At 54.0% G+C, this 12,946-nt stretch carries 13 protein-coding genes; 10 read left to right on the top strand and 3 right to left on the bottom strand.

The window, feature by feature from the left end; genetic code table 11:
* The first annotated feature begins 51 nt into the window (after positions 1-51).
* From ACMYSK_RS05100 to rnt, 8 genes are all read left to right on the top strand, one after another.
* Positions 52-651 carry a TetR/AcrR family transcriptional regulator gene (locus tag ACMYSK_RS05100; protein WP_434640738.1) on the top strand — a complete coding sequence of 200 codons (600 nt, stop codon included), beginning with the start codon at positions 52-54 and terminating at the stop codon, positions 649-651.
* A 53-nt stretch (positions 652-704) separates the two neighbouring features.
* Positions 705-1,802 (top strand): alkene reductase, encoded by a 1,098-nt coding sequence (locus tag ACMYSK_RS05095; protein WP_434640736.1) that lies wholly within the window; start codon positions 705-707, stop codon positions 1,800-1,802.
* 217 nt (positions 1,803-2,019) lie between these two features.
* Positions 2,020-2,886: a ChaN family lipoprotein gene (locus ACMYSK_RS05090; RefSeq protein WP_434640735.1), complete on the top strand. Its 867-nt coding sequence runs from the start codon at positions 2,020-2,022 to the stop codon at positions 2,884-2,886.
* Positions 2,883-3,674, top strand: a complete 792-nt coding sequence (locus tag ACMYSK_RS05085; RefSeq protein ID WP_434640733.1) for a TonB family protein — start codon at positions 2,883-2,885, stop codon at positions 3,672-3,674. The genes ACMYSK_RS05090 and ACMYSK_RS05085 overlap by 4 nt, the downstream gene beginning before the upstream one ends.
* Positions 3,675-3,899: 225 nt before the next feature.
* Positions 3,900-6,119: a TonB-dependent receptor domain-containing protein gene (locus ACMYSK_RS05080; protein ID WP_434640731.1), complete on the top strand. Its 2,220-nt coding sequence runs from the start codon at positions 3,900-3,902 to the stop codon at positions 6,117-6,119.
* Between the two features lie 71 nt (positions 6,120-6,190).
* Positions 6,191-7,366: a YncE family protein gene (locus ACMYSK_RS05075; protein WP_434640729.1), complete on the top strand. Its 1,176-nt coding sequence runs from the start codon at positions 6,191-6,193 to the stop codon at positions 7,364-7,366.
* Positions 7,367-7,573: 207 nt separating this feature from the next.
* The gene (gene gloA, locus ACMYSK_RS05070) at positions 7,574-7,981 is read left to right on the top strand and encodes a lactoylglutathione lyase (protein WP_434640727.1); all 408 of its coding nucleotides are present in this window, start codon (positions 7,574-7,576) and stop codon (positions 7,979-7,981) included.
* 106 nt (positions 7,982-8,087) lie between these two features.
* Positions 8,088-8,735 carry a ribonuclease T gene (gene rnt / locus ACMYSK_RS05065; RefSeq protein WP_434640725.1) on the top strand — a complete coding sequence of 216 codons (648 nt, stop codon included), beginning with the start codon at positions 8,088-8,090 and terminating at the stop codon, positions 8,733-8,735.
* Between the two features lie 52 nt (positions 8,736-8,787).
* Here the strand turns inward: rnt and ACMYSK_RS05060 are convergent, their stop codons facing one another.
* Complete coding sequence (locus ACMYSK_RS05060) at positions 8,788-9,135, bottom strand: Grx4 family monothiol glutaredoxin (protein WP_434640723.1); 348 nt, start codon at positions 9,133-9,135, stop codon at positions 8,788-8,790.
* Positions 9,136-9,472: 337 nt separating this feature from the next.
* On the opposite strand from ACMYSK_RS05060, the gene ACMYSK_RS05055 reads away from it, so the two are divergent.
* Both ACMYSK_RS05055 and sodB read left to right on the top strand, forming a co-directional pair.
* Positions 9,473-10,351 carry a C40 family peptidase gene (locus ACMYSK_RS05055; RefSeq protein ID WP_434640721.1) on the top strand — a complete coding sequence of 293 codons (879 nt, stop codon included), beginning with the start codon at positions 9,473-9,475 and terminating at the stop codon, positions 10,349-10,351.
* Between the two features lie 308 nt (positions 10,352-10,659).
* Entirely contained in the window at positions 10,660-11,241 is a 582-nt protein-coding gene (gene sodB, locus ACMYSK_RS05050) for a superoxide dismutase [Fe] (protein WP_434640719.1), read from the top strand.
* A 39-nt stretch (positions 11,242-11,280) separates the two neighbouring features.
* On the opposite strand, the gene ACMYSK_RS05045 is transcribed toward sodB, so the two are convergent.
* Together ACMYSK_RS05045 and ACMYSK_RS05040 are read right to left on the bottom strand one after the other, a co-directional pair.
* Positions 11,281-12,447, bottom strand: a complete 1,167-nt coding sequence (locus ACMYSK_RS05045) for an MFS transporter (RefSeq protein WP_434640717.1) — start codon at positions 12,445-12,447, stop codon at positions 11,281-11,283.
* A gap of 162 nt (positions 12,448-12,609) precedes the next feature.
* Positions 12,610-12,699: a YnhF family membrane protein gene (locus ACMYSK_RS05040; protein ID WP_004862736.1), complete on the bottom strand. Its 90-nt coding sequence runs from the start codon at positions 12,697-12,699 to the stop codon at positions 12,610-12,612.
* Positions 12,700-12,946 lie beyond the last annotated feature (247 nt).

Raw genomic sequence — 12,946 nt, 5'->3', positions numbered from 1 at the left:
GCATTTTTATTTTTCTTGCATTAGACCAATCGGTCTATTACAGTGAGCGCCATGAACAAACATAGCGAATGCGATACCCGCGAACATATTCTGGCCACCGGCGAACAGCTGTGCATGCACCGCGGTTTTACCGGGATGGGCCTGAGCGAACTGCTGAAAACAGCGGAAGTGCCGAAAGGTTCTTTCTACCACTATTTTCGCTCTAAAGAAGCTTACGGCGTTGCGCTGCTGGAATATCACTACGCCGGCTATATCCGTCGCCTGGTTGAACACTTTACCCACGGTGAAGGAAGCTACCGCGACCGCCTGCTGGCCTACTACCAGCACACGCTGACTCAGTTTTGTCAGCAGGGTATTATCAGCGGCTGCCTGACGGTGAAGCTCTCCGCTGAAGTGTGTGATTTATCTGAATCCATGCGCTCGGAAATGAACAAAGGCGCCAGCCAGATTATTACGCTGCTGGGTGAAGCGCTGGAAAAAGGCCGTCAGGAAGGTAGCCTGACATTTAACGGTGATGCGTTTACCCTCTCTCAGGTGCTTTATTCCCTGTGGCTGGGAGCCAATTTACAGGCCAAGATCACCCGCAGCGCAATGCCGCTGGAAAGCGCCCTTGCCCATGCTAAACAGATTATTGCGGCGCCTGACGTTTAACAGGCGTTTTTATTTAACGAATTACAAGTCGACCGGTCTACTCAGGAGTTATTATGTCCGAATCAAAACTGTTTTCCCCACTGAAAGTCGGTGCGATAACCGTACCTAACCGCGTGTTTATGGCTCCGCTGACGCGCCTGCGCAGCATCGAACCGGGCGACATTCCGACCCCGCTTATGGGCGAGTACTATCGTCAACGTGCCAGCTCCGGTCTGATTATCACCGAAGCAACGCAGATTTCCGCACAGGCTAAAGGCTACGCCGGTGCCCCGGGTCTGCACAGCCCGGAACAGATCGCCGCATGGCAGAAAATCACCGCCGGCGTTCACGCCGAAAATGGCCGCATCGCCGTACAGCTGTGGCATACCGGACGTATTTCCCACAACTCCCTGCAGCCTGGTGGCGAAGCGCCGGTTGCGCCGTCAGCGATCAGCGCGGGTACCCGCACCTCGCTGCGCGATGAAAATGGCCACGCTATTCGTGTCGACACCTCCATGCCGCGCGCGCTGGAGCTCGATGAAATCCCGGGAATCGTCGATGATTTCCGCCAGGCGGTAGGCAACGCCCGTGATGCTGGATTCGACCTCGTTGAGCTGCACTCGGCGCACGGCTATCTCCTGCACCAGTTCCTGTCCCCTTCGTCTAACCACCGTACCGATCAGTACGGCGGCAGCGTCGAAAACCGTGCGCGCCTGGTGCTGGAAGTGGTTGATGCGGTCAGCAAAGAGTGGAGCGCTGAGCGTATCGGGATCCGCGTATCGCCAATCGGCAGTTTCCAGAATGTCGATAACGGTCCGAATGAAGAAGCCGATGCACTGTATCTGATTGAAGAGCTTGCAAAACGCGGTATTGCCTACCTGCACATGTCCGAGCCGGACTGGGCCGGTGGCCAGCCGTACAGCGAAGCGTTCCGTCAAAAAGTCCGCGACCGCTTCCCGGGTGCAATTATCGGTGCCGGTGCGTACACGGTAGAAAAAGCTAACGATCTGATCGGCAAAGGCTTAATCGATGCGGTGGCCTTCGGCCGTGACTATATCGCCAACCCCGATCTGGTGGCGCGTTTGCAGCATAAAGCCGCGCTGAATCCACAGCGTCCGGAGAGCTTCTACGGCGGCGGTGCTGAAGGCTACACCGATTACCCGACACTGTAATCCCTTTCCAGTAGCGGCGGCCAGCCGCCGCTACTGCTATACTTCCCGGCGTTCATCCCCCTCTCATGCCCGCTTCCCGTACTCAGGTTTCTCCCCCCTGACGCCACACAAAATTGTAAATGAGAATGATCTTGATAATCATTATCATTACTACATATAATCCCGCGGCACGAATTAGCATAAAAAACCACAGCTAAAGAAACCCAAACGGATATGTATGTTTAACACGGAATATTTCTTCAAATCTCTGGTTATCGGCAGCATATTAGCTCTGTCAGCCTGCCAGAATGCGTCACCGCTCCCGGCCCTCTCTACGCCCGCCACAAGCGTGGAGTGTACCTGTATTCAGGAAGCCAGCACCGGCAGGATGCTCACACCCGCGCAGCTCCTGACTCGCCTCGACAGCGCCCCGATAGTCATCATCGGCGAAGAGCATACTAACGTTCATCATCACCAAATTGAGCAATGGTTGCTAACAAACCTGGCGCAATCCCGTCCCCAGGGTAGCGTCCTGATGGAGATGATCGATATCAGCCAGCAGGAGGCGGTCAATCGGGTTAAGCAGGCTAGCGCGTCCGGCTCTTCGGTCAGCCCGACCCGCGCCGCCGAAGCACTGCGCTGGAACAGCGGCTGGCCGTGGGATCTGTATCGTGATGTGGTTATGACGGCACTGGAAGCCCCCTACCCGCTGCTCGCCGCCAATATCAGCCGGCAGCAGGTGACAGAAATTTATCGCCACCCCACTTTCCCTCCCGGCGCGCGCACATCAACCCCACAGGTCAGACAGTCCCTGTCGGCCATTATCTATCTCATGCATGACGGGCAGATCGGTGAACAACAGGTCAACGCCATGGTTGCTATTCAGCAGCACCGCGACCGCTTTATGGCCGGACAACTTTCACGGGCGCCGCGCCCGACGCTGTTGATCGCCGGGGGTTACCATGCGGCAAAAGACGTTGGCGTACCGCTGCATCTGGCCGACCTGGCGGTGGAAAAACCGGTGGTGGTGATGCTCACCCGCGAAGGGACGACGCTGACGGCAAAACAGGCCGACTACATCTGGTCAGTTCAGGAAACAAAATGAGCGGCAAGATCAATACACCATTCACCTCACCTCGAGTTTCCTGGGTCGGCGGTTCGACGGCCAGCATATTGTTCCACGCGGCTCTGGTGCTACCGTTTATTATTCATTTTTCGCTAAAACCGCGTGAGACCCCCCCGGCAGCGGTGATGATGGAATATGCTCCGGAGTTTGAAGTTTTATTCGTCAGGCCGGAGCTGGCACCTGGCGTCAGCCAGCAGCGTAAAGTCGAGCAAATGACCCGCGTGGAGATAACCCCTGACAAAGAGGCACCGAAGCGCCTTGAGCACCCCGATGCGGAATTCAGGCAGGCGGTGGCAAAACTGCCGCAGCGGGTCAAAAAAACGGCTGAGGCCAGGAAACAGTCCCGGCATGAGCAGCGGGCTGAAGCCGGGAATGCCGCAATGACCAGTCTGGCTGCACCGCCGGTCCAGCCCGCTCTCACCCGGCGCAATGCGGCCCCGCTGGATACGGATGCCGTCCACATCAGCGCCAGCAAGATAAGCTGGGAGGCGCTGGTTAAAGGGAAAATCAATAAAATGCGCAACTATCCTGAAGATGCGCGGCGGCGCAAACGTAGTGGAACCGCAATGATTGCGTTTAGCGTGAATGCCCACGGCGAAATACTCAGTACGCAACTGGTCGCCTCATCGGGGACGCTTTCACTGGACAAAGCGGCAATCAGTGCCGTGGACAATGCGCGGCCGCTTCCGCCACCGCCGCAGGAAATTTTAAATAACGGCGTGCATAAGGTTACGCTTCCGGTCGAATTCGGTCTGTTAAAAATATAACCCCGGGTAAGGCGCCATGAATATTACCCTGACAAAATAATAACATTCCAGCATCCACAGCTGTGCTGTTTTTAATTTCAATCAACAGAAGCCGCTCGCATTATCAAGGCAGAGCGGCCAGATATTAATTTTTATTATGAACAACTCACTGTAGCCCTTAGAGATAAAAGCGGCGCAGAGGGGTTCATTTTGCGCAGTAAAATAATACCTTAAAAGGAATTGATTATGGAAAAACCACAAATAGTTACGGGTCTTGTGGCCGGACTGCTTATACTAAACGGCTCTGCCTTCGCTGAGGAAAATAAAGGCGAGTCGGTATTCTCCCCGCTCACCATTACGGATAATCCGCTCGCGGATAAAAGTCCCGTAGGGTCGTCAGAAGAGAGCTATACCCGCCCCGGGGCCTACAGTTCACGGACGCTGAATAAGAATTTGCAGAGTCTGGATGCCTCATTACGCAGCATGGCGGGCACCTATACGCAAATCGATCCACTGCAGGGGACTATCGGTGTCAACATCCGCGGAATGAGCGGTCTGGGCCGGGTCAATACAATGGTGGATGGGGTAACTCAGACTTACTATGGGATGGCACCGGCCAACTACCACGGCGGAGCTAACACCGCGGCTGGCGTTCCGCTCGACCCCAATTTCCTCGCTGAAGTTGACATAACCCGCGGCAGCAGCGCCGGTTCACAAGGGGTAAATGCCCTGGCAGGGAGCGCCAATATGCGCACCATTGGGATTGATGACGTTCTCAAGGAGGGGCGGCAAACAGGCCTGCTTTCACGTTTCTCAGTCGGTGATAATGGACTCGGGCGTACGGGCATGGTGGCGGTGGCGGGTAAAACAGACACATTTGCCAACGGCGGCGCACTTGGCGCGTTGGTGGGCATCAGCGGCAGTCGAACCTATGCAACCTATAAAAACGGCGGCGGACGCAGCAGCGAAGATTTCATTGGCGATGATAATCAATATCTGCGCCAGGAGCCTCGATCCCAGCTCTATAAGGTGAATGTTAACCCGGACCAGTTCAACAAAATCGAATTCTCCGGCAGAAATTACAGTAACGTGTTTACCCGCCGCAACATTACCAGCGACGACTATTACCTGCGTTATCACTACGCTCCGCTCAATGAGCTGGTGGAAATAAACATGTTGGCCAGTACCAGCCGTGGAAACCAGGACTATAAGCCGGAATCGCTGTATAATTTCAATAGTTCATCAACCACCAATAAATCCAACGCCATCGACCTTAGCAATACCAGTCGTTTTAAATTAACAAATAATATTTACAGCGTCTTCCAGCTCGGTAGTAAATTAATGGACACGCGCTATACCCGCCGTTTTATTCAGGATACTGAAACTGACCGCAACGCCTTTGCACCAGCGGGGAAACAACGCATCTCGGCATTATATTCCAGTCTGACGCTGAGCCGGGATATTTATACGTTAGATCTAAATCTGAATTACACCCGCAGCCAGGTCGAAGGCTACAAACCGGCCTGTGCCAACGATGAAAAGTGTTTTCCACAGGGAGAAAGCAACCTACACCTTGATGACCACGCGGTTAACCCATCCGCGACCTTCTCAGCACAGGTTACCCCCTGGCTCCAGCCTTTTGTCAGCTGGAGCCGTTCATCCCGCGCACCGAACGTTCAGGAGGTCTTTTTTGCTAACGAAGGCGGCGCCTCGATGAACCCGTTCCTGAAGCCTGAAAAAGCCGACACCTGGGAAGTGGGGTTTAACGTGAATCAACAAGGTGTTCTGTTCGAACAGGACAGCTTCCACTTAAAAGCGCTGGCCTACCGCTCTCGTATCAAAGATTACATTACCAGCGAATCCTTTACGCTCTGCTATACCGGCCAGTTGTGCAAAGACAGCGCAAATTCGTCCGGCGACTTTAATGCCAATATCTATGTCAACACCCCTTCTCCGGTGACCACTAAAGGCTATGAAATTGAGGCCGGGTACGACGCGGGCTTCGCCTATGCCAATCTCTCCTGGAGCAAACAGCACACCGACCAGCCCACCTCGGTTGCCAGCACGATCTATAGCTTCGCCTACAACGATCTGAGCGATCTGCCCGCCAGCTACGCCACCCTTGATATCGGTGGACGTCTTTTCGACCGGCGGCTCACCGTCGGCAGCCTGGTGAAATTTACCGGTAAATCAAAACGGCTGAGCAGCGAGGGGATCAACGTCGACACCGGCACCGTCCCTAAAGAGAGCATGCCGGATATCCCGACCGTCATCGATCTCTACAGCACCTGGCAGATGACGGAGAGCGTACTGCTGCGTTTGAGCGTGCAGAACGTCACCAACCGCGATTATGCCGAAGCCCTTAACCGGATGAATCAGAGTCTCGACTACGCCAAAGAAGGCGCATCTGTCAATACCACCGCCCGGGGCCGGACCTGGATCTTCGGTGGCGAAGTCCAGTTCTGATACCGCGCGCTCCCCGCTGCGTGGGAGCGCCCTTATTCCGTTTAACCTGTGATGAACATCAGGAACCCAAGATGACCCGCTTAGATCTGAAAAAACCGCTGGCAACGTGGCTAATGGCCGCCCTGTTCCCGACCCTTGCCTTCGCCATTGACCCTCCGCCGCGCGAAGCGTCGCGCTTTGCCCTGAAAACAAACTATCTTCAGGAGGCCGACGAAGGGATCTATGAGCTGGCTTTTGATAATGCGCATCAGCACGTTTATGCGGCCGTGACCGATCGCGTTAACCGAAAAGCGAATAAAGGCTATTTATATGCCTTTAATCCGTCGTCATTGCACATTGAGCAGCGCTACGATATGCCGTATCGGGCCTTTTCCCTGGCGATAAACCCGGCTCAGCATCGGCTCTATATCGGGCACACCCAGTCGGCCTCGCTGCGAATCAGTCTGCTCGACACCACCACCGGCAAACTGCTCAAAACCAGCGAGAAGCTCAGTTTTAATGCCGCAGATGCCGCGGACTCCCGCTTCGAGCATCTGCGCCATATGGTCTACAGCCAGGATGCCGATACCTTGTTCATCAACTACAGCAATATGTTGAATACCCCGGAAGGGATGAAGCCGCTACATAAGCTGCTCATGCTGGATGGCGCGACGCTGGCCGTTAAAGGAGAGGTACCAGATGCGTACAAAGGTACGGCCTATGGCCTGACGCTGGATGAAAAAACGCAGAAAATCTATGTCGGTGGCAAAGACTACGTTAACGAGATCGATGCCAAAACGCAGCGCCTGCTGCGGACTCTTCCCCTGGAGACGTCCGGACCGCAGCTTACCAGCGCACAGAATTTAACCGTGGATTCTGCATCCGGTCGAATCTTTGTGGTGACGTTCGATCATGACGACCGAAGCGGGCCGCTCGACGGACTGTATATTTTTAGCCTCCGCGATGGCAAACAGCTTGGTTATGTCCGTACCGGCGCCGGTGCCAACGCGGTAAAGTACAATCCGAAATACAACGAGCTGTACGTCACCAACTTTACCAGCGGTACTCTTAGCGTAGTTGACGCCACCACCTACGCCATCAGCCGTGAATTCCGCGTGCCGGTCTATCCGAATCAAATGGCGTTATCAGACGATATGGATACGCTCTACGTTGGCATTAAAGAAGGTTTCAATCGCGACTGGGATCCGGATCTGTTCGTCGAAGGGGCGAAAGAGCGCATTGTGCGCATTGATTTAAAGAAGTCGTAATCCAGCAAAGTCGGGCACGTCGCGAGCGCTAAACTGGCGGCGGCCTCTGGTACACTGAGAGATGTCAGCGTAAGGGCCGCCTGAAATGGCGGCCTTTTTACGTTATAGTGCTCGGGTGTATGAAACGCCTTGTCCGTTTTGTTACGCTATTCTGACAATTGCACCTATGGCCCGACTAAAGGGTTGTAAACAAGGAGTATAAAAACTATGCGCTTACTTCACACGATGCTGCGCGTTGGCGATCTGCAACGTTCTATCGAGTTTTACACCAACGTGCTGGGCATGAAGCTGCTGCGTACCAGCGAAAACACCGAGTATAAATACTCGCTGGCCTTCGTAGGTTACGGCGAAGAAAGCGAGACCGCTGTTATCGAGCTGACCTACAACTGGGGCGTTGACAAATACGACCTCGGCAGCGCTTACGGTCACATCGCGCTGAGCGTGGATAACGCGGCCGAAGCCTGCGAGCGTATTCGCCAGAACGGCGGCAACGTCACCCGCGAAGCCGGCCCGGTTAAGGGCGGCACCACGGTTATCGCTTTCGTTGAAGATCCGGACGGTTACAAAATCGAACTGATTGAAGAGAAAGACGCCGGCAAAGGTCTTGGCAACTAACCGACTTCGGGCGCTTAGCGGCGCCCGCTGTTTTTCCCCTTCCTGCTGCAAGGCGTGGCAAAATTTGCCATAATGCGCGCTACTTTTTTCCAGTTAAGAGAATCAGATGTCCGAGAACGTTCAACTTAATGGTCTGTGCGACCGTTTTCGTGGTTTCTACCCCGTGGTGATTGATGTAGAAACCGCCGGGTTTAATGCTAAAACCGACGCCCTGCTTGAGATCGCCGCCATTACGTTGAAAATGGATGAGCAAGGCTGGTTGATGCCGGACGAGACATTGCATTTTCATGTTGAACCTTTCGAAGGTGCCAATCTGCAACCTGAGGCGCTGGCCTTTAACGGCATCAATCCGAACGATCCTGAACGCGGTGCGGTAAGTGAATACGACGCCCTGCACGCCATTTTTAAAATGGTCCGTAAGGGGATTAAGGACAACGATTGTAATCGTGCCATTATGGTGGCGCACAACGCCACGTTCGATCTCACCTTTACGATGGCCGCCGCTGAACGCGCCGGACTCAAGCGCAATCCGTTCCACCCTTTCGTGACCTTCGATACCGCAGCACTCAGCGGACTGGCACTCGGCCAGACTGTGCTGTCTAAAGCCTGCCTGGCTGCCGGTATGGCATTTGATGGTACCAAGGCACACTCTGCACTGTACGATACCGAGCAGACGGCGCAGCTGTTTTGCGAGATAGTCAATCGCTGGAAACGTCTTGGCGGCTGGCCTTTGCCGCTCGCAGAAAGCGAATAAGAGACAAAAAAAAGCGACTTCATCTGAAGTCGCTTTTTTACTGGCAGCAGACTTATTCCGCTTTCGGTTCGTCGGTCTTGTACTTCGCCGCCGTTTCTTTGATCAGCTGTTGCAGTTCGCCGCGCTGATACATTTCAATCACGATATCGCAACCGCCAACCAGCTCACCATCAACCCACAGCTGCGGGAAGGTCGGCCAGTTAGCAAATTTCGGCAGTTCCGCGCGGATATCCGGATTCTGCAGGATGTCAACGTAGGCAAAACGTTCGCCGCATGCAGACAGCGCCTGCACGGTCTGAGCGGAAAAACCGCAGCTTGGCAGTTTCGGAGACCCTTTCATGTACAGCAGGATCGGGTTTTCAGCGATTTGACGTTGGATTTTTTCTACAGTCGTGCTCATTGTCATGCTTCCTTAACTTCTATACGGCAGTAATTTGTCATTGTAGCGTCCTGAACGCAGGACAGATAATAACATTTTTTTCACTCATTATATTTTATCTTCTGCGGCCAGAAGTTGCCTTAAAAATATCATTTTGCTCTCGGACATGTCTTATCGCTGTACATTTTCCGCACAAGGTGGTTAATGTCTGAGATAATTTTTTGCAATTGTTAATCAAACGACACTTTAGATACAAAAGAGTATTAACTTTCCGGGTTTTTATGCTTTAGAATCGTTGGGTTTTGTCATTCACCGTCAGGTATGGGTACATATCTGTCATTAATCAGGGGATTGCTCAGTGGCGCGGCTAAACAAAATCGCGATTTCGCTCTGTGCATTACTGTTTACATCTATCTCATTTACTCCACTGGCGCATGCTTCAGGGCATACGCACACCTCCGCCACGCCAAAAGCGCATTCGGCGAAGGGCACTACAGAACGTAAGAAAAAAGCCACCAACCAGAAAACAAAGTCCACGACCAAAACCTCCAGCAAGAAAGCCTCGACGGCTACCCGCACCAGACACCCAACCCGCACCACCGCATCCAGCCAAACGGCGCTGAACCGTCAGGCCGCCGGCACTAAAAAATGTGTCCTGCGTAAAGGGTATAAAAAACAGTGTGCAAAACCGCTCACGCCGAGCGCCGAGCCGGCACCGGTTATGGCCAGCGTGCAGAGCAAATGTGTCGTGCGCAAAGGCTATAAAAAGCGCTGTAAGCAGGTCGTGGAAGAACAGCCGCTAACGCTGGCAGATGCGCACAAAGCCCGCGTACAGAGAGCGCAAAGCACCGCCATGTCTAAGCTGATGGATCAGATTGGCAAACCGTATCGCTGGGGCGGGACCTCACCGCGTACCGGTTTCGACTGTAGTGGACTGGTTTATTACGCCTATAAGGATCTGGTCAAAATCCGCATTCCGCGTACCGCGAATGAGATGTACCACCTGCGCGACGCCCGTCCGGTCGATCGCGGGGAGCTGCAAAGCGGCGATCTTGTGTTCTTCCGTACCCGTGGGCGCGGCACCGCCGACCACGTTGGCGTCTATGTTGGCAACGGTAAATTTATTCAGTCGCCGCGTACCGGCCGTGATATCCAGATAACCTCATTAAGCGAAGATTACTGGATTCGCCACTATGTTGGCGCCCGCCGCGTGATGACCCCGAAAACTATCCGCTAACTCTCACCTGCCGCACCTGCGGTAGGTTATCTGTGGCACGGAATTCGCACGCCGGTCACGCAGAACAGACTCCCCTCCTCTTACCTGACATTTTTTCCCCCTTCCGGGTGTAGGCTGCGCCGATCACGGTTGTTAAATATACCCTTTATCATTGCAAGGCTTTTAACTCCGTTCGGCAAGTGTTAGCATTCTGATCACAATAAAAGCCTGTCGCACTCGTCCCGGCGATAGACAGTACAGGCAGTTCTGGATGGTGAAACATCCTTTGAATGTGAGCTAAAAAACAAGAAGTTATAAGGAGAGTAACAATGTCGTTTGAATTACCTGCATTACCGTATGCAAAAGACGCCCTGGCGCCGCACATTTCCGCAGAAACCCTGGAATACCACTACGGCAAGCATCATCAGGCCTACGTCACCAACCTCAACAACCTGATCAAAGGCACTCCGTTTGAAGGTCAGTCTTTAGAAGCGATCGTCCGCTCTTCCGAAGGTGGCATCTTTAACAACGCAGCTCAGGTCTGGAACCACACGTTTTACTGGAACTGCCTCGCACCCAATGCGGGCGGCGAGCCGGAAGGCGAGCTGGCAGCTGCCATCAACCAGTCTTTCGGCAGCTTTGCAGATTTTAAAGCGAAGTTTACCGATGCGGCAGCGAAGAACTTTGGCGCAGGCTGGACATGGCTGGTTAAAAATGCCGATGGCAGCCTGAGCATTGTCTCCACCAGCAACGCTGGCACGCCGTTGACCGGCGACGCCAAACCGCTGCTGACCGTGGATGTCTGGGAACATGCCTATTACATTGACTACCGTAACGCTCGCCCTGAGTATCTGGCGCACTTCTGGGCGCTGGTAAACTGGACGTTTGTCGCAGCCAATCTGGCGGCATAAAACGTTTACGCAGAAGGGGCAACCCTTCTGCGAATAAATCTACTGCCCGGCAAACGCCTCTTCCGGTTGCGAACGGCCGCCAAACAGCACCAGCAGCAGAGCCAGACCAGCAATAATCGCCCCCATCACCGGTACGAAGGCATAGCCCAGCCCGCCGGAAATTACCGCGCCACCGGCTGCCGCACCCAGCGCATTCCCCAGGTTAAACGCCCCGATGTTCACCGAAGATGACAGTCCCGGCGCTTCATGAGCCACTCTCATTACCCGCATTTGCAGCGGCGGAACCACGGCGAAGGTTGCCGCACCCCAGACCACCATACTGATAGCGGCCCCCAACGGCGTCTGAGCGAGCAGCGGAATGGCCAGCATAATTACCATCAGCAGCAATAGAAAACCCTTTAGCGTCCCGGAGACGGAGCGGTCGGCAAATTTACCGCCCAGGTAGTTCCCCAGGGAGAAGCCGACGCCGATCAACACCAGCATCGCGGTGACGAACAGCGGTGAAGCATGCGTAATGGTGTGCAGCACCGGTGAAATATAGGTATAGAGCGTAAACATGGCCCCCGCGCCGAGCACGGTGGTCAGCAGCGCAGATAGCACCTGCGGGCGGAGCAGCACGGAGAGCTCCTGCTTAACATTCGGCCGATCGCCGGCGCTACCTTCAGGCAACGAGAACCACAGGCTGACCATCGCCACCAGCCCCAGCCCCGCAGTCGCCAGGAATGACATTCGCCAGCCGATTGTTTCGCCCAGCCAGGTTGCCGCCGGAACGCCGCCAATGTTGGCGATGGTCAATCCCATAAACATGGTCGCCACCGCACTGGCCTGCTTATGTTTCGGCACCACGCTCGCCGCCACCACCGAACCAAGGCCAAAGAAAGCGCCGTGATTCAGGCTGGTGATAATACGTGAGAGCAGCAGCGTGGTGTAATCCGGCGCCATTGAAGAGAGGACGTTACCCAGGGTGAATATCGCCATCAGAAATATCAGCGCATTTCTGCGCGCGCGATGAGAGAGCAGCAACGTCATTAACGGCGCTCCGACCATCACGCCAATCGCATAAGCGCTGATCAGCATCCCCGCCGCAGGAATAGAGACGTCGACGCCCCTGGCAATCACCGGCAGCAGTCCCATCGGGGAAAACTCCGTTGTGCCAATACCAAACGCGCCTATCGCCAGCGCTAACAAGGGAAAGTTGATTTTCATTCAATGACTCCAGCAGACCGTCATCAGCGACGGTATCTCATCAGAAGTCAAAAGCATGACATCAATCACAAAAAAACAGAAGTAAACGAAATGACAAAAGATTTTTGCGAAATTGATAATAATGGGGAATATTGGGGGAAAGAGGCCTCTCCCCCGACAAAATCAGTGCAGTACCGCTGTCAGCCCGGCGGCAACAATAAGACCCAGGACAATAATCGTTGTTGTCAGCGAAAACTTTAAATCTGTATCCATCAATTTTCCCCCCAGTTATCCCCACACGAAAAGTGAGCTTGCTCATTTTTACACAATATAGCGTAAAAATCTTCTGAGATTTAGGGTGATGCACATTTTTGCTCTTCCCCTTTGCCGCAAGATCGGACAAAATCCCACGCTAATTTGAAAGCGTATCGGCCATTGACCCCTTCCTGTCGTTCTGTGTCGTTTTCCCGACGTGATGCAATGTTGAACATTGTATTCAGGGTGTGTATAGGCAAACGTT

Source organism: Klebsiella sp. I138, assembly GCF_051131765.1.
Lineage (GTDB): Bacteria > Pseudomonadota > Gammaproteobacteria > Enterobacterales > Enterobacteriaceae > Klebsiella.
Note: the sequence above shows the minus strand (reverse complement) of the source record. Positions and strands in the feature narration are given on the sequence as shown.

What these genes read in the sequence shown, in the direction of transcription:
- ACMYSK_RS05100 (WP_434640738.1), top strand. Translation starts at nt 52, where the DNA reads ATGAACAAACATAGCGAATGCGATACCCGCGAACATATTCTGGCCACC.
- ACMYSK_RS05095 (WP_434640736.1), top strand. Translation starts at nt 705, where the DNA reads ATGTCCGAATCAAAACTGTTTTCCCCACTGAAAGTCGGTGCGATAACC.
- ACMYSK_RS05090 (WP_434640735.1), top strand. Translation starts at nt 2,020, where the DNA reads ATGTTTAACACGGAATATTTCTTCAAATCTCTGGTTATCGGCAGCATA.
- ACMYSK_RS05085 (WP_434640733.1), top strand. Translation starts at nt 2,883, where the DNA reads ATGAGCGGCAAGATCAATACACCATTCACCTCACCTCGAGTTTCCTGG.
- ACMYSK_RS05080 (WP_434640731.1), top strand. Translation starts at nt 3,900, where the DNA reads ATGGAAAAACCACAAATAGTTACGGGTCTTGTGGCCGGACTGCTTATA.
- ACMYSK_RS05075 (WP_434640729.1), top strand. Translation starts at nt 6,191, where the DNA reads ATGACCCGCTTAGATCTGAAAAAACCGCTGGCAACGTGGCTAATGGCC.
- gloA (WP_434640727.1), top strand. Translation starts at nt 7,574, where the DNA reads ATGCGCTTACTTCACACGATGCTGCGCGTTGGCGATCTGCAACGTTCT.
- rnt (WP_434640725.1), top strand. Translation starts at nt 8,088, where the DNA reads ATGTCCGAGAACGTTCAACTTAATGGTCTGTGCGACCGTTTTCGTGGT.
- ACMYSK_RS05060 (WP_434640723.1), bottom strand. Translation starts at nt 9,135, where the DNA reads ATGAGCACGACTGTAGAAAAAATCCAACGTCAAATCGCTGAAAACCCG.
- sodB (WP_434640719.1), top strand. Translation starts at nt 10,660, where the DNA reads ATGTCGTTTGAATTACCTGCATTACCGTATGCAAAAGACGCCCTGGCG.
- ACMYSK_RS05045 (WP_434640717.1), bottom strand. Translation starts at nt 12,447, where the DNA reads ATGAAAATCAACTTTCCCTTGTTAGCGCTGGCGATAGGCGCGTTTGGT.
- ACMYSK_RS05040 (WP_004862736.1), bottom strand. Translation starts at nt 12,699, where the DNA reads ATGGATACAGATTTAAAGTTTTCGCTGACAACAACGATTATTGTCCTG.